Annotated in this window: 7 protein-coding genes; 6 read left to right on the top strand and 1 reads right to left on the bottom strand. The window is 63.5% G+C overall.

Annotated elements, in window-relative coordinates; genetic code table 11:
- Positions 1-168: 168 nt before the first annotated feature.
- Positions 169-495, top strand: a complete 327-nt coding sequence (locus EN742_RS28835; protein ID WP_126054687.1) for a DUF6105 family protein — start codon at positions 169-171, stop codon at positions 493-495.
- On the opposite strand, the gene ruvX is transcribed toward EN742_RS28835, so the two are convergent.
- Positions 428-919: a Holliday junction resolvase RuvX gene (ruvX, locus tag EN742_RS28830; RefSeq protein ID WP_126054686.1), complete on the bottom strand. Its 492-nt coding sequence runs from the start codon at positions 917-919 to the stop codon at positions 428-430. The genes EN742_RS28835 and ruvX overlap by 68 nt on opposite strands.
- Positions 920-1,037: 118 nt before the next feature.
- Between ruvX and EN742_RS28825 the strand changes: the two genes are divergently transcribed.
- The 5 genes from EN742_RS28825 to EN742_RS28805 form a co-directional block, all read left to right on the top strand.
- Positions 1,038-1,745 (top strand): metal-dependent hydrolase, encoded by a 708-nt coding sequence (locus tag EN742_RS28825; protein WP_126054685.1) that lies wholly within the window; start codon positions 1,038-1,040, stop codon positions 1,743-1,745.
- 52 nt (positions 1,746-1,797) lie between these two features.
- Positions 1,798-2,214: a hypothetical protein gene (locus tag EN742_RS28820; RefSeq protein ID WP_126054684.1), complete on the top strand. Its 417-nt coding sequence runs from the start codon at positions 1,798-1,800 to the stop codon at positions 2,212-2,214.
- Between the two features lie 87 nt (positions 2,215-2,301).
- A complete protein-coding gene (gene gatC / locus EN742_RS28815; RefSeq protein WP_127407302.1) occupies positions 2,302-2,589 on the top strand; it encodes an Asp-tRNA(Asn)/Glu-tRNA(Gln) amidotransferase subunit GatC in 288 nt (95 codons plus the stop codon).
- Between the two features lie 7 nt (positions 2,590-2,596).
- The gene (locus EN742_RS28810) at positions 2,597-3,055 is read left to right on the top strand and encodes a GNAT family N-acetyltransferase (protein ID WP_126054682.1); all 459 of its coding nucleotides are present in this window, start codon (positions 2,597-2,599) and stop codon (positions 3,053-3,055) included.
- The coding region (locus EN742_RS28805) for an amidase family protein (RefSeq protein ID WP_245492419.1) at positions 3,055-3,356 on the top strand (302 nt) is incomplete at its 3' end. The genes EN742_RS28810 and EN742_RS28805, both read left to right, overlap by 1 nt.

Raw genomic sequence — 3,356 nt, 5'->3', positions numbered from 1 at the left:
TTCCTATGTCGCGGTGCTGGCCGAGCAGCGCTCGGCGCGGGTTGAGGCATTCGCGGCCGACAATGAATTCCGCGCGACCGCCCATGTCATGGCACGGGGCGCCGCGCACAGTTCGCTGCTGTCACGCATTTCCGGTCGTCCGGAAGCGAATTCGAGGGATGGCCGCTGATGCGTACCCTGTTCGCGCTCTGGGCCGCTCCGCTGCTCCTGTTCTGGGGCTGGTTCTTCTTGTCGCTCAACGACATGAATTTCGGCTACGTGATGCTGAGCCGCCCGCTGCATGACCTGGTGTTCCAGCTTTACGGCGAGATGCTGGGCATCGATCCCGCTCTGATTCCCGGCATGGTGGCGAAAGCCTGCGTCTTCGACAGCTTCCTGCTGATGGCGCTGTGGGCGTTCCGCCGCCGCCGCAACATCACCGCCTGGGTCAGGAATCGCTGGTCGGGTTCGGTTCCTCAAGTGACTGGAGCCGATCCAGCACTCCCTGCAGAATAAAGGCCGCCGCCGCCGAATCGATCTTGTCGGCGCGCTTCCTGCGCGAAAAATCCATCTCAATCAGCGTCCGCTCGGCCGCCACCGTCGACAACCTTTCGTCCCAGAGCACGAAGGGCAGGTCGGACAGGGACGCCATGTTGCGCACGAAAGCGCGCGATTTCTGGGCGCGCGGGCCTTCCGACCCGTCCATGTTGACGGGCAGGCCGAGCGCGATCGCGCCGACATTGTCCTTCTGCATCTGGGCGAGCAGCAGGGCCGCGTCGAGCGAGAATTTCCTGCGCATGATGACAGGCCGCGGATGAGCGAAAGCGAGGCCCCGGTCGGAGACCGCCACACCGATCGTCTTGTCGCCGAGGTCGAGCCCGGCCAAGGTCCTGCCGCCTTGGAGACGTGCCGGCAAGTCCTCGATCGATATGATGCCCAACTGCTTTCCTCTGACCTCAAGCGCGGCGCACCCTTTTTGACGCACCGCATGTGATGGCACTTTAATTCTGCCGGAGGCGTTCTATCCTCTGGCGCAGCAAAAATCGAGGAAGGCATTGATGAAACTGACCTGGTACGGACATTCGGCGTTCCGCGTCGAGACGGCAGGGGCCAATATCCTGATCGACCCCTATCTGATCGGCAATCCGTCCTGGACGGGCGGCTGGGAAGGGCCGGCGGAAGGGGTGACGCACGTGCTCTTGACCCATGGCCACAACGATCACGTCAGCGGCGCGCTGGAGATTCTGAAGAAGAGCGGCGCCGTCCTGGTCGCCAATTACGAGATCTGCATGTATCTGGTCGGCCAGGGCGCCAGCGGCAGCAAGATCAATCCCGGCAATATCGGCGGCACCGTCGATTGCGGCGCCTTCACCACCACCTTCGTCCAAGCGTTGCACTCCTCGTCCTTCGGCGGCGAGGGCGGCGCCAACACCTATCTCGGCAATCCCGGCGGCCTCGTGCTGCATTTCCCGCAGGACAAGACGCTCTACCATATGGGCGACACCGACATCTTCTCAGACATGGCGCTGATCAACGAACTGCATGAGCCGAAGATCGGCCTTGTGCCGATCGGCGACCGCTTCACCATGGGCGGCGCGGTGGCGGCGCTCGCCTGCCAGCGCTTCTTCAACTTCGACACGGTCGTTCCCTGCCATTTCGGCACCTTCCCGATCATCGACCAGACCGCCGACAAGTTCGTCGCCGGCATGGAGGGCTCCGGCGTCGATGTGGCCTTGCCGGCGATTGGCCAAACCATCACGTTATAGGCGCGGAGACGCGCTGAGCCGGGACTATTCATTGGGGAAATGGAATGAAATCATGGCTTTGAGGCAGACACTTTGTGTTTCGATGCTGGTTGCCGCGTCCCCCGCGCCGGCGGCCGAGGGCTTCATCGACGGCGTCTACCTGCAATCGGAGGAACTGTGCGCGCAGGCCAAGAAGGGCAAGCTGCAGGACTTGATCGAGGCAGGCAACATCGTCCTGTCGGCCCGCGGACTCGAGGGCATCGAATTCAATTGCGAGTTCCTTCAGGTCACCAAGGCATCGCGCTCGCCGAGCTGGGCGGTCACCGCCATCTGCCAGGAGCCGGGTTTGGTCTTTCCCGACGTCCTGTCGGTCACCCAAATGAGCCCGAAGCAGATCGACCTTGTCTCGGTTCGGCCGGTCGATGACGAGAGCGAGCAGGCCGGGAATGGCGGCAGCTACTTCCACTGCGAAGGCGTGGCGCTGCCTTAAGCCCAAATCTCAGCCATCCGCGCGGCGATGCAGGTTGCGCGGCGCGCGCGTCGCCGCTATAGCGCTGGTTTTCCCGAGGCAACAAAAATGTCCGTTGATCTTCAGACAGTGAAGCGCGTCGCGCACCTTGCCCGCATTGCGGTGAGCGAGGAGGACGTCCAGCGCATGACCGGCGAACTGAACGCCATCCTCGGCTTCGTCGAGCAATTGAACGAAGTCGACGTTTCCGGCGTCGAGCCGATGACCTCGGTGACGCCGATGGAGATGAAGAAGCGCCTGGATATCGTGACCGACGGCAATAAGCCCGCCGACATCGTCGCCAACGCGCCGGCCACCGAAGAGAACTTCTTCCTCGTCCCGAAGGTGGTGGAGTAAAGGCCCGATGGCAATCGAGATCGCCGTCGAGACCGCCTTGCAGGACGATGTGCGCATCCTTGTCGAGGAACTCAACGTGACGCTGCTCGAACTGACGCCGCCGGAGCACTGCTACCACATGACCGTGGAGGAGATGGCCGGCAAGGACACGACGGTCTTCATCGCGCGCGACAATGGTCTCGCCGTTGGCTGCGGCGCGCTGAAGCGCCACGACAGCGGCATCGGCGAGGTCAAGCGCATGTACACCAGGCCCTCGCATCGTGGCCAGAAGATCGGCGCGAGCATTGTCGAGCGGGTCGAGGCGCTGGCACGCAGCGAGGGGATGACGCGCCTGGTGCTGGAAACCGGCGACCGCCACCCCGCCGCCTGGACTGTCTATGAACGCGCCGGATTCTCGCGGTGCGGCCCGGTGCTGGACTATCCCGACTCCGAATGGTCGGTGTTTTACGAAAAGAGCCTTGCCTGATGAGCGAACTGACACATCTGACGATTTCCGAAGCCCGCGCCAGGCTGCGCGGCAAGGAGATCACCGCCGCCGAGATCACCGAGGCCTATCTGCAGGCGATCGAGCGCGCCAATCCGGTGCTCAATGCCTATGTCACGGTCACCGGCGACAAGGCCCGCGACATGGCCAAGGCCTCCGACGCCAAGCTCGCCAAGGGCGAGGGCGGCGCGCTGGAAGGCATTCCGCTCGGCATCAAGGACCTGTTCGGCACCAAGGGCGTCCACACCCAGGCCTGCAGCCACGTGCTGGACGGTTTCGAGCC

The organism is Mesorhizobium sp. M4A.F.Ca.ET.020.02.1.1, assembly GCF_004022645.1.
In the GTDB taxonomy this organism is placed as follows: Bacteria; Pseudomonadota; Alphaproteobacteria; order Rhizobiales; family Rhizobiaceae; genus Mesorhizobium.
This window is presented reverse-complemented; position numbering and strand designations above follow the sequence as displayed.